The 26,516-nt window shown below is 65.7% G+C and carries 24 protein-coding genes; 11 read left to right on the forward strand and 13 right to left on the reverse strand.

The features are described 5' to 3' along the window. Positions 1-18 precede the first annotated feature (18 nt). From ACOOGG_RS03825 to ACOOGG_RS03835, 3 genes are all read right to left on the reverse strand, one after another. Positions 19-1,218 (reverse strand): amidohydrolase family protein, encoded by a 1,200-nt coding sequence (locus ACOOGG_RS03825; protein ID WP_420432455.1) that lies wholly within the window; start codon positions 1,216-1,218, stop codon positions 19-21. Next, on the reverse strand, positions 1,215-1,661 hold the full coding sequence (locus ACOOGG_RS03830; RefSeq protein ID WP_420432457.1) for a flavodoxin family protein: 447 nt from the start codon (positions 1,659-1,661) through the stop codon (positions 1,215-1,217). Before ACOOGG_RS03830 ends, ACOOGG_RS03825 begins: the two co-directional genes overlap by 4 nt. A gap of 449 nt (positions 1,662-2,110) precedes the next feature. Next, positions 2,111-2,383: a type II toxin-antitoxin system HicB family antitoxin gene (locus tag ACOOGG_RS03835; protein WP_420432459.1), complete on the reverse strand. Its 273-nt coding sequence runs from the start codon at positions 2,381-2,383 to the stop codon at positions 2,111-2,113. Positions 2,384-2,453: 70 nt separating this feature from the next. Between ACOOGG_RS03835 and ACOOGG_RS03840 the strand changes: the two genes are divergently transcribed. Then, entirely contained in the window at positions 2,454-3,575 is a 1,122-nt protein-coding gene (locus ACOOGG_RS03840; RefSeq protein WP_420432461.1) for an amidohydrolase family protein, read from the forward strand. Here ACOOGG_RS03840 and ACOOGG_RS03845 read toward each other — a convergent pair. The 4 genes from ACOOGG_RS03845 to ACOOGG_RS03860 are packed head-to-tail and all read right to left on the reverse strand — an operon-like array spanning position 3,572 to position 7,255. Next, positions 3,572-4,039 carry a cupin domain-containing protein gene (locus ACOOGG_RS03845; RefSeq protein WP_420432463.1) on the reverse strand — a complete coding sequence of 156 codons (468 nt, stop codon included), beginning with the start codon at positions 4,037-4,039 and terminating at the stop codon, positions 3,572-3,574. The two genes, ACOOGG_RS03840 and ACOOGG_RS03845, sit on opposite strands and share 4 nt — an antisense overlap. Positions 4,040-4,061: 22 nt before the next feature. Next, positions 4,062-5,354 carry an LLM class flavin-dependent oxidoreductase gene (locus tag ACOOGG_RS03850; protein WP_420432465.1) on the reverse strand — a complete coding sequence of 431 codons (1,293 nt, stop codon included), beginning with the start codon at positions 5,352-5,354 and terminating at the stop codon, positions 4,062-4,064. Continuing rightward, a complete protein-coding gene (locus ACOOGG_RS03855) occupies positions 5,354-6,151 on the reverse strand; it encodes an alpha/beta fold hydrolase (protein WP_420432467.1) in 798 nt (265 codons plus the stop codon). The genes ACOOGG_RS03850 and ACOOGG_RS03855 overlap by 1 nt, the downstream gene beginning before the upstream one ends. A 27-nt stretch (positions 6,152-6,178) precedes the next feature. Further along, the gene (locus ACOOGG_RS03860; RefSeq protein ID WP_420432469.1) at positions 6,179-7,255 is read right to left on the reverse strand and encodes a TIGR03857 family LLM class F420-dependent oxidoreductase; all 1,077 of its coding nucleotides are present in this window, start codon (positions 7,253-7,255) and stop codon (positions 6,179-6,181) included. Between the two features lie 103 nt (positions 7,256-7,358). Here ACOOGG_RS03860 and rmuC point away from each other — a divergent pair, with 103 nt between their 5' ends. Then, on the forward strand, positions 7,359-8,777 hold the full coding sequence (gene rmuC / locus ACOOGG_RS03865) for a DNA recombination protein RmuC (RefSeq protein WP_420432471.1): 1,419 nt from the start codon (positions 7,359-7,361) through the stop codon (positions 8,775-8,777). Here the strand turns inward: rmuC and ACOOGG_RS03870 are convergent. Beyond that, positions 8,774-9,241, reverse strand: a complete 468-nt coding sequence (locus ACOOGG_RS03870; RefSeq protein WP_420432473.1) for a SixA phosphatase family protein — start codon at positions 9,239-9,241, stop codon at positions 8,774-8,776. The two genes, rmuC and ACOOGG_RS03870, sit on opposite strands and share 4 nt — an antisense overlap. A gap of 19 nt (positions 9,242-9,260) precedes the next feature. Here ACOOGG_RS03870 and ACOOGG_RS03875 point away from each other — a divergent pair, with 19 nt between their 5' ends. Continuing rightward, positions 9,261-9,674, forward strand: a complete 414-nt coding sequence (locus ACOOGG_RS03875) for a globin (protein WP_420432475.1) — start codon at positions 9,261-9,263, stop codon at positions 9,672-9,674. On the opposite strand, the gene ACOOGG_RS03880 is transcribed toward ACOOGG_RS03875, so the two are convergent. From ACOOGG_RS03880 to ACOOGG_RS03890, 3 genes are read right to left on the reverse strand one after another with little or no spacing between them, the layout of a single operon-like run. Further along, entirely contained in the window at positions 9,667-10,851 is a 1,185-nt protein-coding gene (locus tag ACOOGG_RS03880) for an amidohydrolase family protein (RefSeq protein WP_420432477.1), read from the reverse strand. The genes ACOOGG_RS03875 and ACOOGG_RS03880 overlap by 8 nt on opposite strands. Before the next feature lie 22 nt (positions 10,852-10,873). Then, positions 10,874-12,157, reverse strand: coding sequence for a DUF1015 family protein (locus ACOOGG_RS03885; RefSeq protein ID WP_420432479.1), 1,284 nt, complete (start codon positions 12,155-12,157; stop codon positions 10,874-10,876). Continuing rightward, positions 12,154-13,377 carry an NAD(P)-dependent oxidoreductase gene (locus ACOOGG_RS03890; protein ID WP_420432481.1) on the reverse strand — a complete coding sequence of 408 codons (1,224 nt, stop codon included), beginning with the start codon at positions 13,375-13,377 and terminating at the stop codon, positions 12,154-12,156. The genes ACOOGG_RS03885 and ACOOGG_RS03890 overlap by 4 nt, the downstream gene beginning before the upstream one ends. Positions 13,378-13,578: 201 nt before the next feature. Between ACOOGG_RS03890 and ACOOGG_RS03895 the strand changes: the two genes are divergently transcribed. From ACOOGG_RS03895 to ACOOGG_RS03915, 5 genes are read left to right on the forward strand one after another with little or no spacing between them, the layout of a single operon-like run. Continuing rightward, the gene (locus tag ACOOGG_RS03895) at positions 13,579-14,970 is read left to right on the forward strand and encodes an ABC1 kinase family protein (RefSeq protein ID WP_420432483.1); all 1,392 of its coding nucleotides are present in this window, start codon (positions 13,579-13,581) and stop codon (positions 14,968-14,970) included. Between the two features lie 42 nt (positions 14,971-15,012). After that, complete coding sequence (locus tag ACOOGG_RS03900; protein ID WP_420432487.1) at positions 15,013-17,259, forward strand: xanthine dehydrogenase family protein molybdopterin-binding subunit; 2,247 nt, start codon at positions 15,013-15,015, stop codon at positions 17,257-17,259. A gap of 23 nt (positions 17,260-17,282) precedes the next feature. After that, the gene (locus ACOOGG_RS03905) at positions 17,283-18,155 is read left to right on the forward strand and encodes an LLM class F420-dependent oxidoreductase (protein WP_420432489.1); all 873 of its coding nucleotides are present in this window, start codon (positions 17,283-17,285) and stop codon (positions 18,153-18,155) included. Then, entirely contained in the window at positions 18,152-19,294 is a 1,143-nt protein-coding gene (locus ACOOGG_RS03910) for a sulfotransferase family protein (protein ID WP_420432491.1), read from the forward strand. The genes ACOOGG_RS03905 and ACOOGG_RS03910 overlap by 4 nt, the downstream gene beginning before the upstream one ends. Next, entirely contained in the window at positions 19,291-20,346 is a 1,056-nt protein-coding gene (locus ACOOGG_RS03915; protein WP_420432493.1) for a DUF1214 domain-containing protein, read from the forward strand. The genes ACOOGG_RS03910 and ACOOGG_RS03915 overlap by 4 nt, the downstream gene beginning before the upstream one ends. On the opposite strand, the gene ACOOGG_RS03920 is transcribed toward ACOOGG_RS03915, so the two are convergent. Continuing rightward, a complete protein-coding gene (locus tag ACOOGG_RS03920) occupies positions 20,343-21,278 on the reverse strand; it encodes an SDR family oxidoreductase (protein WP_420432495.1) in 936 nt (311 codons plus the stop codon). The two genes, ACOOGG_RS03915 and ACOOGG_RS03920, sit on opposite strands and share 4 nt — an antisense overlap. Positions 21,279-21,337: 59 nt before the next feature. After that, a complete protein-coding gene (locus tag ACOOGG_RS03925) occupies positions 21,338-22,210 on the reverse strand; it encodes an LLM class F420-dependent oxidoreductase (protein ID WP_420432497.1) in 873 nt (290 codons plus the stop codon). A 61-nt stretch (positions 22,211-22,271) separates the two neighbouring features. Between ACOOGG_RS03925 and ACOOGG_RS03930 the strand changes: the two genes are divergently transcribed. Genes ACOOGG_RS03930 through ACOOGG_RS03940 form a run of 3 tightly spaced genes read left to right on the forward strand, consistent with a single transcriptional unit; the run spans position 22,272 to position 26,486 of the window. Next, positions 22,272-23,060: an enoyl-CoA hydratase/isomerase family protein gene (locus ACOOGG_RS03930; protein ID WP_420432499.1), complete on the forward strand. Its 789-nt coding sequence runs from the start codon at positions 22,272-22,274 to the stop codon at positions 23,058-23,060. Then, complete coding sequence (locus ACOOGG_RS03935; protein ID WP_420432501.1) at positions 23,057-25,357, forward strand: CoA transferase; 2,301 nt, start codon at positions 23,057-23,059, stop codon at positions 25,355-25,357. The genes ACOOGG_RS03930 and ACOOGG_RS03935 overlap by 4 nt, the downstream gene beginning before the upstream one ends. Positions 25,358-25,385: 28 nt before the next feature. After that, positions 25,386-26,486, forward strand: a complete 1,101-nt coding sequence (locus ACOOGG_RS03940) for an NAD-dependent epimerase/dehydratase family protein (protein ID WP_420432503.1) — start codon at positions 25,386-25,388, stop codon at positions 26,484-26,486. Positions 26,487-26,516: the final 30 nt, after the last annotated feature.

Genomic DNA, 26,516 nt, shown 5'->3' on the forward strand with positions numbered 1-26,516 from the left:
TCCGGCCTCAGGCCCGGGCTATTCGAAGTCGAGGCCCAGAAGCTTGATGGCGTTACCGCGAGCGATCTTGTAGACCGACTCGGGGTCGAGGTGGCCGAACAGGCCGGTGGCCACCTCTTGGGTGTTGGGCCAGGTGCCATCCGCGTGGGGGTAGTCGGTCTCGAAGGTGATGTTGTCCACGCCGACCCGGTCGAGCAGGTCGATGCCCACGCTGTCTTTGAAGAAGCAGCCGTACACCTGGCGGTAGTAGTAGAACGACGGCGGCTCGGGAATATTGCGCCGGGCCTGGCTCCAGCCCTGGTGGGTCACCCACACGTCGTCGGCCCGCTCTAGGGCGTAGGGGATCCACCCGATTTGGGCCTCGGCGTACATGAGCTTGAGGTCGGGGTAGCGGTGCAGCACCCCGGAGAACAAGAAATCGACCATAGAGGCCGCGCTGTTGCAGAAGATGAGCGAGGCGGTCACCGCGTCAGGGGCATCATCGGCGGTGGAAACGGTGCGGGTGCCCGAGCCGATGTGCATGCACACCACCGTGGCGGTTTCGGCGCAGGCCGAGAAGAACGGGTCCCAGTAGCCGGAGTGGATGCTGGGCAGCCCAAGCCAGGTGGGCAGCTCGCTGAACGCCACCGCCCGCACTCCCCGCTCGGCGTTGCGGCGGATCTCGGCGGCGGCTAACTCGGCGTCCCACAATGGCACCAGGCACAGGGGGATCAGCCGCCCTCCAGAGTCGCCGCACCACTCCTCGACCATCCAGTCGTTGTAGGCCTGCACGCACAGAAGCGACAGCTGCTTGTCCTGGCGTTCGTTGAAGAGCTGCCCGCAGAACCGGGGGTAGTTGGGGAAGCATAGCGAGGCGTCGGTGTGGTTGGCCTCCATGTCGGCGATGCGAGCCTCGGGCTGCCAGCAGCCGGGGCGCATCTCGTCGTAGGTGATGCCGTCGGTGGACAGCTCGTCGTAGGGATAGCCAGCCGCCGCGATCAGCCGCTTCACCGAGTAGGTGTGGTCTTCATACAGCCACCAGGCCACGTTGCGGCCTGCGGTGCCGGGGCGCTCCCGGTAGGTGCCCCCGTCGAGCACCACCTCGCCCTGGGGCAGGTACTCGATGCGGGGCCCGATGTCTCGGTACTTGGCCGGTAGCCGGCTGGACCACAGGTGAGGCGGCTCCACTACGTGGTCGTCCACGCTGATGATGCGGGGCACCTCGGTTGTGGTGGTCACGTAGCTGCCTTGGACATCTCGGGGGCACCCACGGCGGCTAGCACCCGGTCGACGAATTCGGGCACCAGCTCGTCGAGCTGCGCTTTGTTGAACGCCTGGCGGTGGATCACCTCAGCGCCCTTGTAGGCCAACAGGTCGGCGATCTGGTCGATGCAGTTGCCCGGATACCACTTGTAGGTCGCGAAGGGGGCCACCTGCTTGTGGTGCAGCGACGGTAGCGTCATCAGCTTGGCCGTGCCCCCCGGCCGGTGGCCGAACAGAACCAGCCCGTCCACCCAGGTCCCCACGGCCAGCAGATCGGCCTCGGCGATCTCGGTGAGCTTCAGCCCGTGTACCGGCCGCACCGCCACCTCGTAGCCAGCCCGCCGCAGCTCCCCGCCGATCATCTCGGCGGCTCTCTGGGTGTTCCCAGTGCGGCTCTCGAAAATAACCACTGCCTTCATCGTTCGAACCTCACGGCTTGACTTCTAGCATTTACGCTGTCCAAGTGCCACGATAGTGGGATGGTCGAGGCTGCAAATCGCCAGTATGACATGGATTCTCTTGCTTCAGAGGTGAGAGCATTGGAGGCTGACCTTGTGGACCGGCCCGAGATGCTAGCTGTCGAGGAGTTGATGGAGAGCCTGCGGATACCGGCTTAGCCCAAGAAGTCTGATCCAGTAGAGACCCCTGCTTGAGGTCTAGCGATTCAGCCAGTCCTCCAGCGTATAACCAGCCTGATTGAGCAGTCGCAGCAGAAAAGGGCCAGCGATCTCACTGTCACTGGGGATGACCTGCCTATGGGATCCCTTGATCATGAACTCGTGGTTGCCTCCAGGCCGAGGACCGATCCAGCCTCGTTGTGCGAAGAACTTGATGAGTTCGCGGCGGGTGGCTGGAGGGACCCGCTGGCTCATGCAGGGGCAGCGACGATGCCGTTATGAAATGAGGGGATGGGCTGCCCGAGTTGCTGGCCGAGTTCAACCCATCCGACGAGTACCTGTCGGAGTTCGCTGCGGGCTTCGTCAGGTGTGGCACCAAAGGCGGACGCGCCCTTGCATTCTGGGTTTTCGGCCCACCATCCGACGAGGACTCCGTTTTCATCTCGGACTTCTTCGGTGGACGCCCCTGCAAGTGCAGCATCCAACCAGCACTCAATAGGAAGCTGAGCCGGAGGCTGTCCCATGTCCACACTATAACGCTGGCAGTCGGCCTTCGGCCTTCCCTGAACGGTTCGAAAGTGCCACGATAGTGGGATGGGCAAGTACGGGTATTACGTGATCGACTCCGATGGGCACGGGGGGGAGCCGCCCCAGTGGCGCCACGGGATCAGTACTGAGTGGCGGCCGAAGATGGTGGAGTACGTGGCCAAGATGAAGGAGATCTACGGCGACCTGCCGGGGGCCGGATCGCCGGTGCACACTGAGGACGAGCAGAACTACGGCGAGTACGCCGCTGGCGAACTGGACTTCGAGACCCCGCTTCAGCGGGAGGGCATGGCCGTTCCCGGCCCGCGGATGACCGACATGGATCTCGAGGGCATCGACGTGACCGTCATGTTCCCGCCAGGATCAGGGGAAGAGTGGGCGCTGGGCGACCCTGGCTTTTCCGCCGAGCTGTGCCGGCTGCTGAACGACGCCCGGGCTACCTACGCGGCTTACGACCCCACCCGCCTGAAGCTGGTGGCCAAGCTGCCCCTGATCGACCCCGAGCGGGCCGCTGCCGAGCTGGATCGGTGCTTCACCCAGCACCCCGACCTGTTCGTGGGCATGGTGACCGCCCAGCACGTGTTGGACCGCAACCTGAACCACCCGGCTCTCGACGTGGTGTGGGAGGTGGCCGACCACCACGGGGCCGCGGTGTGCGTGCACGGCGGGGGCCAGGCGCCCGACCAGGTGCCCATCGTGTTGGACCGCTACAACACCCGGCTGGAAAAGCACGCCGTCACCCACCCGTTCGGGGCCATGCTGGCCACGATGAACTTCACCGTGGGGGGCCTCCTGCACAAGTTCCCCAACTTGCGGCTGGGAATCATGGAGGCCGGGTGCGGCTGGCTGCCGTTCTGGCTGGAGCGCCTGGACGAGGAGTATGAGCTGATGCCGGACCAGGCCCCCATCTTGGACCGCAAGCCTTCGGAGTACTTCCTGTCGGGGCGGTGTTTCGTGGGCGTGGAGTCCACCGAGTCGGCTCTGCCGTATGTGATGGACCAGGTGGGCGAAGACATCCTGTGCTACTCCTCGGACTACTGCCACTGGGACTGCGACTTCCCCCACTCGGTGAAACTTCTGGTGGAGCGCGACGACCTCAGCGACGAGCACAAGCGCAAGATCCTGACCGACAACCCCGCCAAACTGTTCGGGATCCCGGTTCCGGCTTAGTCGGTCCTGGGGCCGAACCAGTCGGGGAGGTCCAATGGGGGGTGGGGGAGTTCGGTGATGCCGCGCTCTTTGAGGATGGAGGCGTACTCGCCTTTGTCGGCGGGGGCGGGGCGGGAGTCGCCGAAGTAGATCTCCAGGATCTCGGCGCCCTCATCGCCCACCTTGATGGGGCCGAAGGTAGCCAGGTGGGGGAGCTTGATGAGGGATCCGGCCCGGCACAGCTCCTCGTCGAAGGTGACTTCTCCGTCGATGACGAAGATGAAGTGGTCGCTGTTGTGGCCGTGGCGCTCGAGCACCAGGCCGGGGTCGTAGCGGGTGTGGTACACCGCCCGCTCTTGGGTTAGCTCCATCAGCTTCAGCCAAACCGAAACCCGGCGTCCGTCGGCGTGCTGCTGGCTCTTCACCTCGGCGAAGTCCATGTCGTCGGCATGGATGTAGGACACCTGGGGTTGTGGTTCGGTCATCGCTGGGCTCCTTTGTGGGCTGTCACCGGAACATTTTCAGCGCCCGGCTGTCCGAGGTGTCCTCGGGGCGCTCGTCGGCCGCTTCCTCAATGGGGTTCAGCTCGTCGGGCGGGGTGAGGGCCAGGCTCACCGGGGTTTCCAGCTCGAAGGGGTCGTGCAGGCCCAATTCGTCGCCCATGTCCCGCAGCGCGGGCAGCACCTCGGTGCCCATCAGCTCGATGCAGCGCAGGGAGTCGTCGTGGTTGACGCCGCCGTCGTTGCCCCACAGCATGAGGATCGACGGGCGGCAGGTCTCCAACACCACCCTCAGCTCGGCGATCACCTCGTCGGGGGTGCCGGCCACGATCTCCCGGGCGGCCAGCTGCTGCTCGAACGGGGCGGCCCTAGAGCCTTGCACCTCGGCGTTGGCCATCTTGGCGTAGTCCAGGCGGCGGGCCGACGACCCGTAGCCCGAAGGGCTCACCCAATAGGGATGGCCGATGCCGGTGAACTCGCCCTGCATCCACATGAATTCCCGGGCGTTCTCCCGGGCCTTGTCGCCGTCGGCTTGCACATGGACTCGCAGCAGGTAGCCCCGGTTCTCCGGTCCGGGCTCGTAGCCCACGGCCCGAGCAGCCTGGTCGTAGATCTGCCACAGGTCGCCGGTGAGGTGCAGAGGGGTGTTGAGCGAGATGTAGGGATAGCGGTGCTGGGCCGCCCAGCGGATGGTCTCGGCGCTGAACACGCCGGGCACCCAGATGCGGGGGTGGGGCTTTTGCAGCACCCGGGCCCAGGGGTTGACCACCCGGTACTGGAAGTGCTCGCCCTCCCAGGAGAACGGCCCGTCATCGGTCATGGTCTTGACCAGCAGGTCGTGGGCCTCGTTGAACCGCTCCCGGTTGTAGGCCGGGTTGGCGTTGAGGCACACCGACTCTTGCCCCGCGCCCCGCACGATGCCCGATATGAGCCGGCCCTTGGAGATCATGTCGATCATGGCAATCTCCTCGGCGAACATCAGCGGGCTGTCGTAGGTGGGCAGCGGGTTGCCGAGCTGCACGATCTTGGCCCGGTCGGTGATGGCGGCCAGGATGCTCGACATCACGGTGATGCGGGCCTGCATGCAGAACGGGGCGTTGTGGTGCTCGTTAACCATGATCCCGTCGAAGCCCACCTGCTCGGCCAGCTTGTACTCTTCGATGCGCTCGTTGAACAGGCGGCTGCCCTCCACCGGGTCGTAGTACTTGTTGGAGAACATCACCGAGGTGAAGCCCTCCTTCAAGCCCTCATCGGCCGGGTAGGCGCTCATGGGCTGCTCGGTGAAATACGACAGGAACATCAGCTATTTCCTCCGGTGATTAGCGCGGCGAGCGCTTCGGGGGCTTCTAGGTCGACGGCATGGCCGCAGTTGGGGACGATCTCCAAGCGGGCGTCGGGCAGGGCCTCGGCGTAGGCGTGAGCGCACTCCAGGGGCACCACAGCGTCGCTGTCGCCCCACACAACCACAGCGGGCACGGTGACCCCACTCAGCAGGGGGCGGAGCCGCCGGTTGTACATGTAGGGCTTCCATCCAACCCGGGTGGTCATCTCCCGGTTCATATCCCACACCACCAGGGTGTCGTCGCCAAGAGGGTGCTCGTCGGGGTTGTCGCCGTTGCTTTGGAAGATCGCCTCGAAGGACTCAGTTCGGGAGAACGCAGCTTCCACGTAGGCCGAGTGCGACACCAAGAACTGGTCATAGATGCGCCCCTGCTCAGGCAGCAGCCCGGCCGCCCCCACCAGCACGAGCTGCTTGAGCACCTCCGGGGCCATGGTGGCCAGCTCAGCCGCCACCCAGCCGCCGAACCCGCATCCCACCAGCTCAACGGGGCCGAAGCCTTTGGCCCGCAGCCACTGGCCCACAATGAGGGCCAAGTCCCGAGGGTGTCGAGCCCAGTCGGGCCGCTCCGACCCCTCCGGTCCGCCATAACCCGGCAAATCGAGCGCATGGACGGTGTAGTGCTCAGCCAGGGCCTCGTGTATCGGCATCCATCCTGGGTTCCCGAACGAGTGGTGCAGAACCACCAGCGGATCCCCCGACCCCCCGGTGAATTCCCGCATCCCCAACCCAGCCACAGTGGTCGTCACGGTTTGCATCGCCAAGACGCTATACCGCTCGCGCTGTCAGCCGCCGGGGTTGGCCGGGAGGTGGTCGAATTTCCCAGCCGGGCGGGTGCGTGCGTATTCGGTGACAATGGGGTGGAGTTGGGCGGGGCTGGCGCCGTGGAGGATGACGCCGTCGCAGCCTAAGTCGAACTGGCCCCGGATTTTCTCTACGCATTGGGAGGGGGTGCCGGTGGCAGCGGGGGCGAGCCATGCTTCGGGGATCAGGGTGGCGATGTGCTCGAGCTGCTCAGTGGTGGCCACTTGGTCGATGGCGCCTTGGAAGTTGGCCACCAGATCGTCGGCTAGGAACCGCTCCAGAGCGGCAGGGTCCCAGGTGTTGGTGAGGGCCATGAGCTCGGGGTAGCCCTGGAGGTAGGTGGCCATGCGGCCGACCGTCTTTTTGAGCCTCACTTCTTCGGGGAGGTGATCGCCGATGGTGGCGAAGCAACTCCACACCTTCACCGAGGCCGGGTCGCGACCGGCTTCCTCGGCGGCCCGCTTGACGTCGCCGACTACTCGGGCGGTGGTTTCGTCGGTGAAAAAGGTGTGCAGCACCACGGCGTCGAAACAACGTCCGCCCAGGGCCAGGGAGTTGGGGCCGAAGGCGGTGAGCGCCATGGGGATGTGCGCGCTGCTGGCGCCCATAAGGGTGAGCACCGGGTAGCTGCCGATAGGGCCTTCGTGGTTGAAGATGGCCTCGCCCTGCCACAGCCGGCGCATGATGCCCACGAAGTCCTCCATTTGGGCGGTGGTGATGGGGGGCAGGCCGAACGCCTGCGACAGGCGGTCGACCCCTCGGCCGAGGCCGAGGCAGAATCGTCCGCCGGTGAGCTTGTGCATGGTCATGGCGTAGGCCGCGGTCACCACGGGATGGCGGGTGTGGTGGTTGGTGGCCGCGGTGGCGATGCCCATGCGCTCGGCCGCCACGCCGACCGCGCCTGAAAGAGTGGCGGCCTCTTTGATGTTGAACCGCTCGCTGATGAACACGTTGCCGATGCCCAGCTCCTCAGCCTGGCGGACCTCGTCGATCAGCTCCCGAGGCGATTCCGGTGCCCCGGCCAAGGTGTAGAAGCCGAGCTCGTTCATCTGGGGCATGGGGTCTCCTCGTCGTTCTGCGGGCGGGTTGGAGGTTAGGTCAAGGCGCGGCCTGAAGGCGTTGCCGGAATCTGTCACCGGGGGTTCATAGGATGGCGGGCCTATGGAGATTGTTCTTCTCATTGTTGTGGCGGTCTTGGTGGTCGCCCTGGCCGTTGTCGTGCAGCGGTGGCGCCTTGGCGGGGGTGGCGCTGGGACCGACGACACAAGTGAGATCAGGACTAGGGCGGCCCAACTGGAGGTTCAGCTTGCCGAGCGCGATCAGCAACTCGGCGAGGCGCGGGGCGAGCGCGATGCGGCCCGGGCGGAACGGGATGAAGTGCGGGAGGAGAGGGAGGCTGCTTTGCGTGAGCTGGCCGAGGTTAAAGCCGATCACCAGGCTCGCAGTGAGGAGTTGGCCAAGGCCCGAAAGGAGTTGGAGACCCAGTTCAAGGGCATAGCCGACGACGTGACCAAGGCCAACAGCGAGGCGTTCCTCAAGCAGGCCAAGGAGCAGTTCGAGAATCAGAAGAAGCTCGGCGAGGCCGACCTGAAGCAGCGCCAGCAGGCCATCGACGAATTGGTCAAGCCGGTTAGGGAGAACTTGGAGACGTTCGCGAAGCGGGTCAGCGAGATCGAGGAGAAGCGGGAAGGGGCTTATGAGGGGTTGAATACCCAGGTCAAACAACTGCTGGAGACAACCGGCGGTTTGAAGGAAGCACTTCGGTCGCCACAGGTCAGGGGACTGTGGGGAGAGCAGACCTTGCGCAACATCCTCGAAGTGTCAGGCATGAGGGAGCACATTGATTTCTTCGAGCAGCGCAGCGTTGACACCGACGACGGCAAATTGCGGCCCGACGCAGTGGTCCGGGTGCCCGGCGGGGTTCAGGTGGTTATAGACGCCAAGACCCCGTTGGACTCATACCTGGAAGCTCACAGCGAAAAGGACGAACAGCGCCAAGGCGAACTGCTCCACAACCACGCCAGGTCGCTTATGGGCCATGCGAAGGTGCTGGGAGACAAGGATTACGCCGCGGCGGTCGACGGTTCACCCGATTTCACGGTCATGTTCGTTCCCGCTGATCCCATTTTGGATGCCGCAGTAGACGTGCAGCCCACGCTGTGGGACGAGGCATGGCAGAGGCACCGTGTGCTCATTGCCACACCCGGTCTCTTGTTGGCGTTTCTGCGGACGGTTGCCCTGGCGTGGCAGCAGCAGGACCTTCAAAGGAACGCTCAGGAGATTGCCGATGGCGCAACCGCTTTGTATGACAGCTTGCGGGTGTACGCCGGCCATGTCGACAACGTGGGAAAGGGATTGCAGCGGGCGGTCAAGGCCTACAACGACAGCATCGGCTCCCTGGAGGGCCGGGTGCTTCCCCGCGCTCGCAGATTTGAGGAGTTGGGCCCGGTTAGCGGAGTCAGAAGGATCGAAGACGTCTCACCGGTGGAGGCGTATCCTCGAGCAGTGGCCGCGGCCGAGTTGGTAGAGGCCGAGGCGGTGTCGGAGTTGACCGAAGTGAGTGATCCCGAGGACGACTAGCGGTCAGTCAGCAGTCGAGGGGGGAAGAGCCATTCCAGCAGGCCGGAGTTGTCCGGGTTGAGGCTTATCCGAGCCAAGGCCCCGGTGGGCATGCGCAGTTCGGCCCCTGTCAAATACTCCAGGGTGCTGGACATCGTTGGCTCGTGCCCGACGATCATGAGCAGCGGAACCAGCCGCTTGCAGGCCAGGGTGACCATGTCGTCAACCGTGCCGTAGTACAGCTCGTCGACCGTCTCAGTCGGACAAGTCCAATCCCCGGCGGCAATGGCGATTTCTACGGTTTGGCGAGCTCTAGTGGCCGGTGAGCACAACACCAGATTCGGAACATGGCCGGTCTCCGCGAGGAGGCTGCCGACGGCAGCGGCGGATCGCCGCCCCCGCTTGTTCAGCGGCCGCTCGAGGTCGTTGGAAATTCCCGCGTACCAGTCAGATTTGGCGTGCCTCAGGAATATGACTGCGGACATGTTGCAATACGCTAGGCCGGTGGATCAGTCGGTGTACGACGTGGTGGGCGGACTGGCGTTCTTCGACCAACTGGTCGACCGCTTCTACGACGGCGTGGCCGACGATCCGGTGCTGCGCCCCCTGTATCCCGAGGATTTGGGACCGTCTCGAAGCCGGCTGGCCGGGTTCTTGGCCCAGTACTGGGGCGGGCCGCCGCACTACAGCGCCGAGCGGGGCCACCCTCGGTTGCGGATGCGACACGCCCCCTTCGAGATCGGGGCCCCCGAGCGTGATGCCTGGATGGGTCACATGCGCGCGGCGGTAGGCGAAGCTGAGATGCCCGACGATGTCCGCACCGCCATGCTGGAGTACTTCGAGTCGGCGGCCACCCACCTGATCAACAAGCAACCGCCCGCGGCCCCGCCTGATTCCCGGCAAGTGCCGATCAGCTGACTGACGTCGTCGTTTTGTCGGCGATGACCGGCGACGGCTGGCTCACGGTGTCCAGATCGATGCTGTAGAGCTCGGCCACATTGGTGAGGGTGAGCTTGCGGCGGTCAGCTTCGCTCACATCGGCCTCGTCGAACTCCAAAGCGGTGAACTCCTGAGACCTGGGCCAGGTGGCTGCACCATGGGGGTAGTCGCTGGACCACATGAAATGGTCGCTGCCGGTGAACCGCAGGTTGTTCAGGCCGATCGGGTCTTCGATGTAGGTGAGGTACACGTTGCGGCGGAAGTACTCCGATGGCTTCATGGTCAGCCGGTCGTCGATCCGACTCCATGCGCCGCTGTAGGTGACATCGAGTCTCTGCTCCAGCCGTGCGGCGTAGTCGATGCCCCCCTCGGCGGCCACGATTCGCAGGTCGGGATGGCGCTCGAACACCCCGGCGGCGATTAATTCAGCAGTGGTGTGGGCCAGTTCATCGCGCGACCTCATCCCGAAGTAGTAAGTGCCCTCCACGGTTACGCCGTATTGGCTGATGCCCTTGGTTTGGTGACCGGCCAGGATGTGGATGGATATCGGAATCGACCGCTCGGCGGCGGTGGCCCACAGCGGCTCGTACCGGTCGGAGAAGAAGCTGTACTCCCGAGTGGCAGGGGGCGAGCTCCACATGATGGCGCCCCGCAGCCCCATGTCTCCGCAGCGGATCAGCTCGGCTACGCTCACCTCGATGTCCCAGGTGGGGATCATGGCGATGCCGATGATCCGGTTGGGATCGACGGCGCAAAACTCGGCCAGCCAGTCGTTGTAAACCTGGATACAGGCCAGTTGGAGCTCAACGTCGTCGTATTGCAGTAGCGACAGTCCAGCCGTGGGGTACACCACATCGGCCACCGTGTCGTCAACCCACATGTCGGCCAGTCGGGTAACCGGATCGTGTCCGCCGGTCGCCCCGATCCAGGCGTCTGGATCGGCGGCCAGCAGGGCATCCACCTCGGTCTGAGTCATCCCGGCGTTGCGCGACAGGGTCAGGTTCACCCCCCGGCCCATGTCGGGGGCCTCGAAATACCAGTAGTGGTTGTCGGGGTCCTGCACTGCTCGGGGTGCCCGATCCCGCAATCGCTTCGGCAGCCGCTCTAGCCACAGGTCACCCGGTTCGACAACGTGAGAGTCCGATGAGATCAGCACGCCGAAAACAGTACTTGTTCGACTAGGAAGCGGGCAGATGGGCGGTGGCCCCCCGGCCCAGCACCCGCAAGAACACCCCGGAGCGAGGCTTTGGGGAAAAGAAGCTCGACTTGGGCGGCATCAGGCCCCGCTCGTCGGCCACAGCCATGAGTTCGCGCACCGTCATGGGATGAAGTGCGAATCCCACCCGGTTATCCGCATCACAACGGCGGGCCAACTCGTCGAGGCCGAGAGAGGCGGGGAGATACTCCACGTCCCCAGGTTGGCTTAGTTCGTCGGCACAGAGCACCGGGCAAAGGATGGATCGCCTCAGTCGCTCCACATCCAAGCCGTTCACCGCTCCATTGCCTACTGTCGACGGCAACTCCACTTGGTGCCACGATCCTCCCAGGTAGAGTCCGGCCTTCCCTCTCTTTTGGGGGCGGGCTTGTTGGGAAGAGAAGACCGGTGTCACTTCCACCACGTCATCCAGGGCGGCCAAGCATTCTTCAGAGGTGCGATCAATGTGGTCGACGGCCAGTCGGTGGAAGGCCTGCACGTGGAGCTGGTCGTCGGGGAACACCACGGCCAGAGTCCGGGCCAATACCGGGTCGTTCGGCTCGGCGGCCATGGCTCTCACTGCGGCAGCTGAGCGGTGGTGACCGTCGGTGACGTAAAGCACCTGGTGGTCAAAAGCCGCGGCCAGCGACTCTGTGTAGTCGTCGGGAACCGTCCAAATCTGATGGCGCACTACAGTGGATCCGAACTCCAGATCAGCGGGCACCGCCGAGGTGATGTCGAACAGCTGGTTGTGGAGCTCGGCAGTGGACCGAACGGCCATGGCCACCGGGCTGGACGTGGCGCCCACACCTTGAAGGTGGGTGGTGAGCAGATCGGCCCGGTCGTCATGGACGCGCTCGTGTATGCGAATGCGACCGTCGTCAAAGCCTCCCACCGGCACGGTGCACACCACTCCGGTCTGCATGCCCTGCTTGTGGGTCAGTCGGTACAGGTACAGGGCCGGCCGACCGGTCGGGGTGAATGCCTTTGCCTTGAGCAGCCGGGTAAGGGCGGCGGCGCCTTCGGCCACCAAATCGTCTTGTGAAATGTCGGTGTTGTCGAAGAGGTCCTCACGGCTCCGGGTGACGTTCATATAGCTATAAGGGTTGGATGCCACCAGGGTTTGGCGCTGAAGCGGTGAGAGATTGTCGTAAGCCCGGCTTATCACCCGCTCTGCCCAGTCGGGGTGTACCACCCAGCCGGCAAAGGGGGCGACCATGGGCTCGACCACTGGGCTCTGCTCAACTGCCGGCTGCGTATCGGTCATTGCGCTGCCTCCGGATCAGTGTCCAGCACTGAGGCGCAGATCACATGTTCGATGGCGCTGAGAGTGCCCAGAAGCTCGTCGTCGATTGTTCCGCCTACCTCGATGATGGCCACCGCCGCCTCCGAACCGGAGAAGATCCGATTCTGCATGTTGGCCACGTTCAGGTGGAGCCGGCTCAACTCTTGCAAAACACAGGCCAGCACACCCACTCGGTCGTGGTGGCGGATGCTCAGCGTGGCGGTGCGGTTGGGGACCCGCTCCAGGTTGACGCAGTCGAGCACAACGCCTTGGCGATAGGCCTCGATCACCTCGGCGGTGCCTTCGGCCACAGCCATCTGGGCCTGTTCGGTGGAGGCGCCGATATGATGGGTGGCCGTCACCTTCGGGTGGCGGGCCAACTCCGAACTGATCTGCCCGAACCCCCCCGACGGCTCTTCGGCGAATACGTCAAGGCCAGCCCGCAGGTCGGTGGAATCCAAAGCGGCCAGCAGGGCGGCCTCGTCCACCACCTCGCCCCTGCTGGTATTGATAAGCACCGCATCAGGCTTCATGGCCGCTAAGAATTCGGTATCCACCATCCCAATGGTGTCCGTGCCGCCGGGGACGTGCAGCGACACGATGTCGCTGGCGGCCAGTAGCGCGGCCCTATCAGGCACTTCCGCCACCCCGATGTCGGCCATCCGGCGGCCCACGTCGCGGGTTCGGTCATTACGGAGCTCGGCGATGACTTTCAGGCCGCAGGCACTGGCCCGCTGGGCGACTTCGATACCGATGGCGCCCATACCGATGATGCCCAGGGTGGAGCCGAACAGCCCTCGGGCCTCGCTGTACGCCTGCTTGTTCCAATCACCGGTGCGAAGATCGGCGGTGGCGGGGGCGATGTGGCGGTCGATGGCGAACATCAGCCCGATGGCCAACTCGGCCACCGCGATGGCGTTGCGCCCGGGCACGTTGCACACGAAGATGCCCAGTTCAGCGGCCCGGTTGGCATCGATGGTGTTGGTTCCCGCGCCGGCCCTCACTACCAGACCGAGCCGGTCGGCCGCCTCCAAGGTTGCGCCGGTGACCTTGGTGCTGCGCACCACCAGCACGTCGAATCCGGCAATGTGATCGGGCAAGCTGTTATCAGTCAGCGAGGGATCGACCACACAGACATCGCCCCCAGCCCGCAACCGCTCGACGGCGCTCTCAGCCAAGCTGTCAGCAATGAGAATTCGCATGACTGGGACTCCGTGATTGATCTACGGGGGATGAAGCGCGGCCCAAACTGGTGACAGCTCGTGTACCGCATAGCGGAACTGTTCCACTTCACGATACATCCCCGTGCCGGCTGATGTCCCACGAAATGCCGGAAACCAGTCATCGTGCCGTCCTCGGCCAAAGGTAGGAGGAGCAGCGGCCGGGCCGGTATTTTCGGCGGCGTGGCAGATGGGCGTGGTCGAGGGGCGGTTCCGCGACGAGGGCGGGTCGGGCGCACGGCCAAAGTGGCCGGATTGGGGGCTCGCAGCGGCGGACGATGGGCGACGGCCAAAGCCCGCCAGGTGTTCGCCGACGCCCAGCGGACCGAAGCCCTCGACGCCGAGCGGGAGCTTCGCACTGCGGCCGATGTAGTGGAAGTGCTGGGCAACATGAAGGGTGCCCTCATGAAGATCGGCCAGATGGCCAGCTACCTGGATGTGGGGCTGCCCGAGACAACTCGGACCTCTTTGGCCCAGCTCCAGGCCAATGCCCCGCCCATGAGCCCGGCCCTGGCCGAGTCGGTCGTCGCCGCCGAACTAGGGGCTCCGCCTGGCGAGCTGTTCGAGCAATGGGATCCGGTGCCGATCGCGGCCGCGTCCATCGGCCAGGTCCATCGGGCGATAACTGCTGATGGCCGGGCCTGCGCGGTCAAGATCCAGTACCCCGGCGTGGCCGAGGCAATCGCTGCCGACCTGGGATCGGCCCGGATGATCTTTCGAGCGCTTTCCGTTCTGTTCCCCGGCCTCGATCCCGCCCCCATCGTGGAGGAATTGCGTCAACGGCTCACCGAGGAGCTGGACTACGAGCACGAGGCTTCTAACCAGCGCTTGTTCGCCGACCATTACAACGGCCACCCCTACATATCCGTCCCCGAGGTGTTCGACGACCTGAGCTCGGCCCGAGTGCTGACTGCCGAGCTTGCGGTGGGAGCCACCTTCGAAGAGGTGCTGGGCTGGCCCCAGGATCAGCGCAATCGGGTGGCCGAGACCATCTACCGATTCTCATTCGGGTCGATCTACCGCTTGTGGGCCTTCAACGGCGACCCCCACCCGGGGAACTACCTCTTCGGTCCCGACGGCTCGGTCGTTTTCTTGGACTTTGGACTGGTAAAGCGGTTCACCCCAGAGGAGACCGCCCAGTTTGAGCGGATGCTTACCGCCATGGTGATAGACCGTGACATCCCCCGATTTCGGTCCGAACAGGTGGCCGCTGGACTGCTGCCGGCCGACGCCCCCTTCAGCGACGATGAAGTGGAGGCGTTCTTCACCCATTTCTACGAGTTCGTGTTGACCGACGAGACCCGGACCTTCACCCCCGAGTACGCCGCTGCGGGGGTGAGGGCCATCTTCGACGCCACCGGAGAGCATGCCGAGTTGAAGAAGGTGCTGAACGTGCCGCCTTCGTTGGTCGTGCTCCAGCGGATCAATCTCGGCTTGATCTCGCTGTTCGCCCAGCTTGGGGCCACCGCCAACTGGCGGAGAATCGCCGAGGAGCTTTGGCCGTTCACCGACCGGGCGCCGTCCACTCCCATGGGCCTAGAAGCCCAGCCTTGGCGCCAGTCGCTTCAGCAGTAGCAAATAAGTCCCAGCCAATAGCCTGACCTACGCTTCCCGGCTATGAGCATTTTGGGCAACGAGGTCAGGCGGGTGGAAGATCCCCGGATGCTGACCAACGGGGGAACATACGTGGCCGACATCCCGGTGGTAGGGGCGGCCCATGTGGTGTTCGTGCGTTCGCCTATCGCCCACGCCCGGCTGCTATCGGTGGAAACCGGCGATGCTCGGGCCATGCCCGGGGTGCTCGAAGTGGTCATCGGCGATGACGTCGACCTGGATCCCCGGCCGCCGATGGCGGGTGATGCCGCCATGTCGCGCCCGCTGCTGGCTGTCGACAAGGTGCGCTTCGTGGGCGACCCCATTGCCGCGGTGGTGGCCGAGACCGTCGAGCAGGCCACCGACGCCGCCGAAGCAGTATGGGCCGACTACGACCCGTTGCCCGCCGTGGTGGATGCGGAGACTGCTGCTGAGGGCCCCAAGCTGTTTGACGACGCCGAGTCCAACGTGGCCATTGCCCTGCCCCCCACCGCCGAGATGGATTTCAGCGAGTGTGAGGTGGTGATCACCCACCGCATCGTCAACTCCAAGATCTACGCCAGCCCCATCGAGGGTCGAGTAGCCGCGGCCGCGTGGGGCGAGGATGGGCGCCTGACCTGCTGGTCGAGCACTCAAGGTCCCCACACCGCCCAGGGAGCCATCGCCGGCGCGCTGGGTTTGGAGCCGTCGCAGGTGCGGGTGATAATCCCCGATGTGGGCGGCGGTTTTGGCACCAAGGCCAGCCCCGGTCCCGAGGAATGCCTGCTGGGTTGGCTGGCCCGCAGAGCAGGTCGCCCGATGCGGTGGGCCGAGACCCGCACCGAGAGCCTCCAGTCGCTGGGCCACAGCCGAGCCCAGTTCCAGACCGTCACCCTGGGGGGCACCGCCGATGGCCGCTTCACCCACTACCGCCTGGACATGCTGGCCGACGCCGGCGCATATCCCGGCGTGGGTGCCCTGCTGCCCACCTTCACCGGGCTCATGGCCTGCGGCAACTACGACATTGCCAACGTGGCCTGGTCGGCCACCGCGGTGGCGACCAACACCGCCCCAGTACAGGCGTTCCGAGGGGCCGGTCGCCCCGAGGCCACCGCGGCCATCGAGCGGGCGGTGGATCTCTTCGCCGCCGAGATCGGCATGGACCCGGCTGAAGTGCGCCGCCGCAACTACATCGGCGCCGACGCCTTTCCCCTCACCACTCCCACCGGCGCGGGCTATGACTCTGGCGATTACCAGGCCTCGCTGGAGGCCGCGCTGGAAGCGGCCGACTACAACGGGCTTCGGGCCGAACAGGCCGCCCGCCGGGAGCGGGGCGATCATCGGCTTCTGGGCATCGGGGTGGCCACCTATGTGGAGGTCACCTCGCCCATGGGTCCGGTCTGCACGGAGACGGGAAGCCTGGAGCTGCGGCCCGACGGCACGGTGCTGGCCCGTACCGGGGCCACTCCCTTCGGACAGGGCCATGTGACCACCCTTTCGATGGTGGTGGCCGACACCTTGGGCATCGACCTGGACCAAATCGAGATGATCCACGGCGACACCGACGAGATCCCCTCCAGCGACATCACCGGAGGCTCTCGCACCGCCCAGATCGCCGGTTCGGCCCTGTTCGACGCCTCCGAGAAGCTCATCGAGGCAGCTCGGCCGCGGGCTGCCGACCTTTTGGAGGCTGCACCCGCCGACGTGGTGCTCGACGCCGACACCGGGCAGTTCCACGTAGTCGGCACCCCGGCCCGGTCAACCGGCTGGGCCGACGTGGCCGCGGCAGCTTCAGAAACCCTGTTCGTGGAGAACGACTTCGAACAGCACGGGGCCACCTTCCCGTTCGGCACCCACATAGCGGTAGTGGAGGTAGACGCCGGTACCGGCGAGGTGACCCTGGAGCGGCTGGTGGCGGTGGACGACGCTGGCACCCTGCTCAATCCGCTGCTGGCCCACGGCCAGATCCACGGTGGGTTGGCTGCCGGAGCGGCCCAAGCACTAATCGAAGAGGTCCGCTACGACCCCGACGGCAACCTGTTGACCTCCAACTTCGCCGACTACGCCGTGATCTCCACCACCGAGCTGCCCAGCTTCGAAGTCCACGAGTCGGTCACCCCCACCCCGCTCAACCCGCTGGGAGCCAAGGGAATCGGCGAGTCGGGCACGGTGGGCTCCACCCCCGCAGTGCAGAACGCGGTGGTCGACGCCTTGTCCCACCTCGGCATCCGCCACCTTGACATGCCCGCTTCCCCCGAGCGCGTCTGGTCGGCCATGGAGTCAGCAAGCTAGCTGTTGCCCTACTGTTGCGGGCCATGAAGTTCGGCATCGGTTTCGCAAACATCCTCCACTGGACCACCGCACAGGGCGCGGTGGAGTTCGGGCAGGCGGCCGAGGCCGCTGGGTTCGACTCGGTGTGGACGGTGGAGCACGTGGTGTACCCCGATGAGTACGCCTCGCAATACCCCTACGACCCGACGGGCAAAATGGCGATGACCCCCGACTCGCCGCTGCCCGACCCGCTGATCTGGCTGACCTGGGTGGCGTCGGCCACCACCACGCTGCGGCTGGGCACGGGCATCTTGATATTGCCCCAGCGCAACCCGGTGGTGCTGGCCAAGTCGTTGGGCACGCTCGACTCCATGTCGGGAGGCCGGGTCACCCTCGGGGTGGGCGTGGGTTGGCTGAAAGAGGAGTTCGAGGCCTTGGGCATCCCGTGGGAGCGCCGGGGCCAGCGCACCGACGACTACATCGGAGCGATGCGGGCGCTGTGGGACGCGGACAGCTCTTCGTTCGACAGCGACCACGCTTCGTTCTCCGGGGTCAGCGTGAATCCCAAGCCGGCCAACGGCCGGGTGCCCATCGTGATCGGCGGTCATTCCAAGGCCGCCGCCCGCCGGGCTGGTCGGCTGGGCGACGGCTTTTGGCCTGGACCGCGGGAGGGAACGTCAATGGCCGAACTCATCGACGTGATGCACCAGGAGGCGGCGGCTGCGGGGCGTGACCCGGAGGCAATCGAGATCACCGTCGGTCTGCCCAATACGCCGATGGACGACCCAGCCGGACTCATACAGGAGGTGGCCGACTTGGGAGGCGACCGCCTGATCGTGCCGTCGTTCTTGTTCTTCGCCGATACGGCCGAGACGATGGCCGCATTTGGCCAGCAACTGAAGGAGGCAGCCCAGTGAGCAGCATCGAACAATGGCACGCCGCCGCCGTCGAGCGGACAGGGCTCGACGACTTCGGCCGCGACGACTATCTCGAGGGCTTGACCGTGCTGGAGGAATCGCTGGAGGCCGAGGCGGCCATGACCGACATCGGCCGTTTCGCCATCGGCGAGATCACCACCGGAGCCCTCATGGGCCGGCTCAAAGCCGAAGCCGGCCTGAAAGCCCGGCCTGAGGCAGCCAATGTCAATGTCGAACGGCCTTTGGTGATCATCGGCCTTCCCCGCACCGGCACCACCGCTTTGCACCAACTGATGGCGGCCAGCCCCCGCTTCCAGGGATTGGAGCTGTGGCTGGCCGAGATGCCCCAGCCCCGCCCGCCCCGCGACCAGTGGGAGCAGATCGAGGACTACGTCTCGTGCAAGGCCAAGACGGACGCCATGGCCGAGATGAATCCGGATCAATCTGCCATCCACTTCCAATCGGCCGAATTTGTCGACGAGTGCTGGAACTTGTTCCGCCACTCGTTCGCCAGCGTGACGTTCGAGTGCCTGTTCCGAATCCCTACCTATTCAGCCTGGTGGGCGAACAGCGACATGGGTCCGGCCTATGCCCAGCACCGCCGCAGCATCGGGCTGATCGGCGTCGACGAGCCCGACACCTGTTGGCTGCTAAAAGACCCCAGCCATTTGTTCGCCCCCGAGGCGCTGTTCGCCACTTACCCCGACGCCAACGTGGTGATGACCCACCGCGACCCGCTGAAGGCGGTCGCCTCGGTGTGCAGCCTCACTGGGGTGAGCCGCCAGGGATTCGAGCAGCGTCCCGACGACATCGCCCTCGGCGCGGAGCAGACCGAGCTGTGGGCCCGGGGCATCGAGCGGTTGCTGGCCGCCCGAGCCGGTCGGGAGGACCGGTTCTACGACCTGCACTTCGCCGACTTCCAGACCGACCCGCTGGGCAGCGTGGCGGCCATTTGCGACCGATTCGGCTACCGCTTCGACACCGCCGCCGAGCGGGCCGTGGCCCAATGGGCCGCCGACCACCCCAAAGGCGAGCACGGCGTCCACGACTACAGCCCCGATCAGTACGGTCTGAGGGCCGATGTCGTCCACGAGCGCTACGCCGACTACATCGAGGCTTGCGGGGTGGCAGTGGAATGAGCGAATTCGATCTGGACAAAAGCTGGGAGGAGTTCTGCGACCTTCTCAGGGACGCTGGCCGACAAGTATTGGAAGCCGCACCCAACGACGACTTCGACCGGGCCGAGGGGTTGCGCTACGTCACTCGGCTGGCCGCCAACTTCCTGAAGGCCAATCTGGAGGAGGCCGACCCGGCCCGGGCCATCCTCAACCAGGCGGGGGTCAAGATCGGCCTGGACAACCCCGACTACGCCTACGGGGGCGCCCGGCTGTCGCCCCGTTTCAACTACCGGCTGTCGGGTCGCCTCAACGACGCCCACTCCATCCGCATGGGGGCATTCAGCGGCGGCCTGGGCACCCCCGAGGGACTGATTCGCGACAGCTACCTGACCACCGAGGATCTTGAGCTGGATACCGACGGCCGATTCGAGGTGGCCATCAGCGCCGAGCCGCAGACCGGACCCTGGCTGGCCATGAAGGAGGGCACCAACGCGCTGACCGTCCGACAGACCCTGCTTGACCGGCCCAACCAGACCCCCGCCGAGATGACCCTAGAGCGGACTGACTCAGGCAGCCCGCCCGAGCCGGTGGACCCCGAGCGGCTGGCCGGCGCGCTGGGCCGGGCCGGGTTCACCGTGGCCGCGGTGGTGGGCCAGTTCCTGGGGTGGACGGCCAGCTTTGCCGCCCATACCCACGAGGTGCGCCCCATCGACCCCCAGCTCTTGGCCTTTGCTCAGGGCGACCCCGACACCTCGTATAACTACGGCTACTTCGACCTGGATCCCGACCAGGCCTGGATCATCGAATTCGAGCCCCCCGAGTGCGAGTACTGGAACATTCAGCTCGGCAACCACTGGCTGGAGTCGCTGGACTTCGAGTATTACCGGACCAACCTCAATCACCACACCGCCGCGGTCGAAGACGATGGCACGGTGCGGGTGGTAGTGGCCCGACAAGACCCCGGACACCCCAACTGGCTGGACACCGCCGGCCACGCCCGCGGCGGGTTGGCCCTGCGTTGGGTAGGGGCCGACCACGAGCCCGAGGTTCGCTGCCGGGTAGAAGAGATCTAGATCTCCTGGCTCGGGCGGCCCGGCCCCTCGGCGGGGTTGCCACTCATGTCGGCGTTCAGTTGAGCTTTGGCCATCAGGTCGGCCACCACCGGTTGCAAGGTGGTTGGGTCTTGGGACTCTAGGGGGACGTTGGGCCCCAAAGCCCATCCCTCGGCGATGCCGAGGCGGCCGTTGCCCACCACCCAAACCCGGCCGGTCACGTTGGCTGCCTCAGGGCTGCACAACCAGGTGACGATGGGGGCAATCCAGGTGGGTGACATTGTCTCCTGGAACTCTTCAGAAATGTCATCTCCGCCCATTAGCGGGGCGGTGAGCCGGGTCAGGGCGCTGGGGGCGATGCAGTTCACCGTGACCCCGTAGCGGACCAGCTCCATGGCCGAGATCACCGTGAAGGCGGCGATGCCCGCCTTGGCCGCGCCGTAGTTGGTCTGGCCCACGTTGCCGAAGATGCCCGACGGAGATGCGGTGTTGATGATCCGGGCCTGAAAGCTCTGCCCGGCTTTGGTCTGCTCCCGCCACCAGGCTGCCGCGTGGTGGACCGGGGCGAAGGTGCCCTTGAGGTGCACCTGCACGACCGCGTCCCAGTCGGCCTCGCTCATGGAGAACACCATTCGGTCCCGCAGGATGCCGGCGTTGTTTATAAGGATGTCCAGCGTGCCAAAGGTGTCGATGGCCTGGTGGATCATGTCCCGTGCGGCATCGAAGTCGCTCACGTCGGCGCCGTTCACCACGGCCTCGCCGCCCATGGCCCGGATCTCCTCGACCACCTCGCCGGCCGGTCCGGCGTCGCCGCCCCGGCCGTCGGGGTCGGCGCCCAGGTCGTTGACCACCACCTTGGCGCCGTGCTGGGCCAGCATCAGGGCGTATTCCCGTCCGATGCCCCGTCCTGCTCCGGTTATGACCGCGACCCTTCCTTCACAAAGTCTGCTCATGATGTCGATCCCTCGTGCTGTCGAGCCCCTTATCCGTTCAAAAGAGCTTCGCCGACGAACTATAGAAGGGCGTCGGCCAGGGTTCGCCATTGGGCCAGGGGCAGTTCACCTCGGGGAGAGAGCACCTGCACGGCCACGTGGTCGGCGCCGGCGTCGTGGTGGGCCTGGATGCGGGCCTGGATGGTGTCTAAGTCGCCCCAGGCCACGATGGCGTCCACCAGCCGGTCGGACTGCTCGGCCACATCTGCCTCGGTGAACCCCAGCCGATAGAGGTTGTTCACGTAGTTGGGGAGCCCCAGGTAGAGGGCCATGTTTTCCCGGGCCAGCGAGCGTGCCGCCTCGGGATCTTTTTCCAGGCACACTTTTTGTTCGGGAGCCAACAGGGCGTCGGGCCCCATGATCTCCCGGGCAAGGGCGGTGTGCTCCGGGGGCACAAAGTAGGGGTGGGCGCCGGCGGTGCGTTCGGCGGCCAGCGCCAGCATCTTGGGGCCCAGAGCGGCCAGCACCAGCGGCGGGTCTTGCTCGGGGCCGTGAGCCATGTACATGGCCCCCTCCATCTCGTTGAGGTAATCCACCATGAAGGAGTAGGGCTTGGAGTAGTCCAGCTTGCGGATGCCCTCGATGAACGGGCCGTGGCTTACGCCGATGCCCAGCAGGAACCGGTTGTCGAACGCCTCGGCCACCGTCTTCTGGGCGGCGGCGGTGGTCATGGGGTGGCGGGCATGGACCTGCACGATGCCGGTGGCGATCTTCAGCGTGCTGGTGGCCCCTAGCATGACCGACGCCGACACAAACGGATCCCGGCCCACGGCCTCGGGAATCCACAGCGTGGGCCAGCCCATCTCCTCCAATTCGGCCACGACCTCTTGTACCTGGCTTGAGGGCCGCTGATCCAGCACGCCCTGCCACAATCCGATTCTTCCAATATCCATGAGCGGCGATGGTAATGCCGGCCTATCAACCGGTCGCATTGGCGGTACTACGCTTCGGGCCGTGCCCAGCTATAAGAACTTGCTGTACGAGGAGTCCGACGGGGTGGCGGTGGTCACCTTGAACCGGCCCGAGCGGCTCAACGCCATGGACAACACCTCCTGCGAAGAGCTTCGAGCCTTGTGGGCCCACCTCCGCTACAACGACGACGTGCGGTGCGTGATCCTCACCGCGGCGGGGGACCGGGCCTTCAGCACCGGAGTGGACATCACCGGGTCGTGGAAGCAGCCCGCTTCGCCGTTCATGGTGGACGACCCGATCTCCACTGTCGGCCCCAAGTCCAATGACTACTGGCGTCCGGTTATCGCCGCGGTGAACGGTATGGCCGCTGGCGGCGCGTTCTACCTGCTGGGCGAGGTGGAGTTCATCATTGCCTCCGACAACGCCACTTTCTTCGACCCCCATGTGAGCCACGGCATGCCCGCGGTGAACGAGCCCATGTTCATGCTCCAGCGGATGCCCCTGGGCGAGGTCATGCGGATGTCGCTGCTGGGCCGCCACGAGCGCATGTCAGCCCAGCGGGCCTTCCAGATCGGGCTGGTGCAGGAGGTGGTACCGCTCGACGAGCTGATAGACACGGCCCGCTGGTGCGCAGAGGCCATCGTGTCGGCGCCCGAGCGTCTGGCGGTAGAAGCCACCATGAAGGGTTTGTGGACTGCCCAGTACACAACGCTGGCCAATGCGGTGAACAGCGGGGTGGCCTTTTTGAGCCTGGCCGGGGCCGAGGAGGAGATCACCGAGAAGGCCCGAGGCATCAAGGAGCAGACCAGGATCGAGCCCCGCATCCGATGAGCTCGGCCGCAGGCATGAGCCCCGGCGCGCTGGGCGGGCTGAGGGTGGTGGACCACACCGATATGCGGGGGGCGCTGTGCGCCCGGGTGCTGGGCGATCTGGGGGCCGAGGTGATCCGAGTGCCGCCAGTTCCCGATCCCGACGGATTGGCCCACGCCCACCGCAACGCCAACAAAGCAGCAGGCAACCCCTCCGAGATGCAAACCCTGATAGCCGACGCCGACCTGCTAATCGACAACACCGGTTTGGACCTCGACGAAGTGACCGGGCGCCATCCCCAACTCGTGGTGGTGGCCCTGACCGACATGGGGCTCACCGGCCCCCGCTCGGACTGGAAGCTGGAGCCCCTGCCGGCGTTCGCCTCATCGGGCGGGCACTTCCTGTCGGGCTTCCGGGAGAAGTCCCCGTGTTGGCACCCCGGCCACTTGGCCCACGACTGCGCTTCGGTGTTCGGCGCCGTCGGCGGGCTGGCCGCGGTGATGGACCGCCGTCGGCACGGCCAAGGCCAGGTTGTGGAGGTAAGCGTTCAGGAGGCGGCCCTGTCGGGGCTCAACCCGTGGTCGGTGCTGATCCCCGACTATGTGCGGCATTTTCCCGAACTGCCTGCTGAGGGTCGTCGCAACGCCGACGGAAACTACTGGATCTTCCCGGCCCGCGACGGCTGGGTGCGCACGGTGATCGGCACGCCCTACCAGTGGACCGGATTCGTGGAGGTGCTGGGCAATCCCGACGCTCTAACCGGCCCGGAGTGGGCCGATGGCGTGTTCCGGGGCCGCAATCGGGACGTAATCCACATGGTGGCGGACGCCATCACCTCGCAGCGAGATCGAACCGATCTGTTCGAGCATGGCTTGGCCGTGGGAACGACCATCGGGATGATCCAATCGCCCAGCGAGTTCGCCGCCCATCCGCAAGTGGCTGGCCGGGGGTTCTTCCGCTACGACGTGGAGGGCTCTGAGGGTCTGCCGATGCCCGATGCCCCATGGAAGCTGTCGGGCACGCCGGCGGGAGTGCGAAACCGGGCACCTCGGGCAAAGGACAAGCGAGTTCAATTCAGTGGCCGCCCCGCCGACAATCCGTGGGCACCAGGCCTGTCCAACAGCTCAGGCGACAACGGCCAATTGCTGGCCGGGGTGCGAGTGGTGGAATTCGGCATGGCCGCGGTGGTGCCCGAGGGCACTTGGATGCTGTCGGAGCTCGGGGCCGACGTCATCAAGATCGAATCGGTGGCCCATCCCGACTCACTGCGCTTTGCCGGTCGGGGTGATCTCAACAAGGCCTTCCCGTTCAACGCCGAGAGTCGGGGGCGGCGGTCGGTGGCCCTGGATATGAATACTGAGAAGGGCCGGGAGCTGGCCATGGAGCTGTTCATGGCCGCCGATGTGGTGGCCGAGAACCTGCGGGGCGGGTCGCTGGACAAGCTCGGGCTGGGGTGGGACGACATGTCGGCCAAGCGACCCGACCTAGTGTACGTGTGCTCGCAGGGATACGGCCGGGGCGGCCCGATGGGCAAGATGCCAGCCTACGGGCCGCTCAACGCCAGCTTCGCCGGGGCCCACTGGCTGTGGAACCACGCCGATGTGCCGGTTCCGTGCGGCACCACGCTGAACCATCCCGACCACATAGCGGGCAAGCTGCTGGCGGTGGCGGTGCTGTCCGCCCTGGACCACAAACAGCGCACCGGCGAGGGCCAGCTCATCGACATGGCCCAGACCGAGGCCGCCGCCTACCTCATTGGCGAGGTGTACATGGGCGCGGCCGAAGCCGGCGCCGATCCCCAGGCCTGTGGCAACCGCTCAGGCGAGGTCGCTCCCCACGACGTGTACCGGGCGGGTGGCGACGACGACTGGGTGGCGCTGGCCTGCCACGATGACGAGTCGTGGCGGCGATGCTGCGAGGTGATCGGCGTGGAGAACCGCTGGCCGGCAAACGCCGACCGGCTGGCCGATGTCGAGTTGGTGGACGCCGCCGTAGCCGCCTGGATGGCCCAGGGCCTGGCCGCCGACCGGGCCGAGCGCATGCAAGCCGCCAGGGTGTCGGCCATGGCGGTGATGGGTCCCTACGACCACTTGGGCGACGAGCACTTGGCCGTTCGCGGCGCGCTCGACGTGCTGGAGCACCCGGTGGTGGGCAAAGAGACCCACGTGGCCAACCCCATCCGCTTCAGCCGCACCGCCAAGCGCACCGCCGGCCCGTCCCCGGTGCTCGGTGCCGACACCATCGAGGTGCTCGGCGAAGTCCTGGGCATCCCCCCCGAAGAAGTAGAAGCCCTAGCCGAAGCCGGCGTGTGCCGTTGAAGTCGATTCAAGCAACAAGGGAGCACGTATGAAGATCTTGGTGATGGGCGGGAGCCAGTTCAATGGCTACTCGCTGGTCATGGAGTTGGTGAAGCATGGCCACGAGGTGACCGTGTTGAACCGGGGGCGCACCCAGGTGGACTTTCCCTGGTCGGTGCGCCGGCTGGTGGCCGACCGCACCGACCACGATCAGGTGCGATCGGTGCTCGGCGGGGAGAGCTTCGACGTCGTCCAGGATATGAGCGCTTACCACCCAGCCGACGTGGAGCTGATGATCGACGTGTTCGAGGGGCGCATCGGGCACTACATATTCGCCTCGTCCACGGTCATCTATGGCCCCACCAATATCCTGCCCATCACCGAGGACCACCCGGTTGACCGGGGTCCCAATCAGAACGAGTATGGGCTGCACAAGCTGCTGTGCGAGGACATCCTCATCGACGCATGGCGCAGCCGGGGGTTCCCGGCCACCATCGTGCCGTTCTCCATGGTGTTCGGCCCTCGCAACATCCTCGCCGACCGAGAACAGCGGATGATCCTGCGGCTGTTGAAGAACCGCCCAGTGCTGATCCCCGGCGACGGCACCACGGTGGGCCAGGTGGGCCACGTCGACGACCAGTCCCGAGCCTTGCGGATGATGATGCTCCAGCCCCAGACCTTCGGGAAGCGCTACAACCTCACCGGCGGGACGTATCAGTCAGACGAGGGATACGTGGATACCTTCGCCGAGGTGCTGGGCACCGACGCCGACAAGGTCTTCATCCCCGCGCCGGTGATGGACGACCTGTGGGACGGCGCCCTGGTATTCGAGGAAGGGCAGGCCTCGCCGGTGCACATCGACATCCGCAGCTCAGACACCGCCCGGCCCAACGCCGACCAAACCCGGCGGAGGTTCAAACTGGCCCAGTTGGTGCAGCGACTGGCCCCCAACCTCCACCGCTGGAACCGCAGCGTGGTGTTCTCGGTCGACCGCCTGCGGACTGACATCGGCTGGGAGCCGGAGTACACCCTGGCCGCCATGGTCGATCAAGTGCACCGCTGGATGGTGGCCGAGGGCCTCGACCAGAGCCTCGATCTGGATTTCACCTTCGAGGACCAGATCTGCGCCCACGTGCAAGACGATGTCTGATCGGGGAAAGCCGCTCGACCTCGCAGTCTT

The organism is Candidatus Poriferisocius sp. (assembly GCF_965214065.1).
Lineage (GTDB): Bacteria > Actinomycetota > Acidimicrobiia > Acidimicrobiales > Bin134 > Poriferisocius.